This window comes from Sphingobacterium chungjuense (assembly GCF_011316935.1).
Classification (GTDB): Bacteria; Bacteroidota; Bacteroidia; order Sphingobacteriales; family Sphingobacteriaceae; genus Sphingobacterium; species Sphingobacterium chungjuense.
In genome coordinates, this window is the sequence record NZ_WLYS01000012.1 from 1 (window position 1) to 1,216 (window position 1,216).

The window sequence follows — 1,216 nt, forward strand, 5'->3', positions numbered from 1 at the left end:
TGTAAGTGTCCCAAAAAAACAGACAGCTTAAAACTGAACTACAATGTTTAAATTTAAGTTGAAAATGAAGAAGACACGTTTTACAGAAACCCAGATTGTCCGTGCCCTTAAAGAGGGTGAAGAAGGACGTAGAGCAGAAGATATCTGTCGGGAACTAGGCATTAGCAAGGGCACTTTTTACAACTGGAAAAGCCGCTACGGAGGCATGGAAGTATCGGATGTGCAGCGTTTAAAAGAACTGGAGGAAGAGAATTCTCGTCTTAAAAAGATGTTTGCTGATTTGAGCGTTAATCATGAGATTTTAAAGGAGGTCATCACAAAAAAAGGCTGGGGCTCCGGGAACAAAAACAGTTAACCCAGGAACTAATCTTGGATTATAGTTTAAGCGTTACCGGAGCCTGCGCTATGACAGGCATGTGTCGTTCGCAATATTATTATGTCAGCAAGAAAGACGATAGCGCTGTTATCGCTGCTTTGGAAACGTTGTCTTCAAAACATCCAGTTTACGGCTTTCGTAAGCTGTACGCCTATCTTCGACGAGATGGGAAGCCTTGGAATCATAAGAAGGTTTATAGGGTATATAAGCTGCTTAAGATGAATATAAAGCGACGTGGTAAACGCAGATTGCCTACACGAGAACGAATCCCTTTAGAACAGCAAATCAGCATCAATAAAAAATGGAGTATGGACTTTATGAGTGACAGTTTAGCTTCTGGCAACAGATTTAGAACGTTCAATGTTATGGACGATTGTTCGCGTGAAGCTCTTGCTATTGAAATTGGTACTTCTATTTGTTCCCAAAGAGTAACCCGCACTTTAGAGCGGATAATGGATTGGAGAGGCAAGCCTTGTAGCATCAGAGTGGATAATGGCCCTGAATTCACAAGTCATCATTTCGACTTGTGGTGCAAAAAACAAGATATCACTATTCAATATACTCAACCAGGGAAACCAACTCAAAATGGATACATTGAGCGATTCAACCGGAGCTACCGTAGAGAAATATTGGATGCACACCTGTTCTTTAACTTGTCTGATGTAAGAGATCTTACCGATGAATGGATTCAAGAGTATAACAACCATAGGCCACACGAAGGGCTGGGTAATCGTACGCCGATTGAAGCGGTCAGAAAAATACCCAAAAACGAAGCTGCAGAAGTACTAAAATAAATTAGAAAATAGCAGATTTTGCTGTCTGAAAAATGGGGTACTTACA

General features: G+C 41.0%; 1 protein-coding gene. It reads left to right on the plus strand.

The genetic code is table 11. From position 1 onward, the window contains the following. Positions 1 to 64 precede the first annotated feature (64 nt). A protein-coding gene (locus GKO22_RS16500) for an IS3 family transposase (protein ID WP_166337021.1) occupies positions 65 to 1,170 on the plus strand; the annotation gives its coding sequence in 2 pieces (ribosomal slippage) (positions 65 to 326 and positions 326 to 1,170; 1,107 coding nt in all). The last annotated feature ends 46 nt before the right edge of the window (positions 1,171 to 1,216 follow it).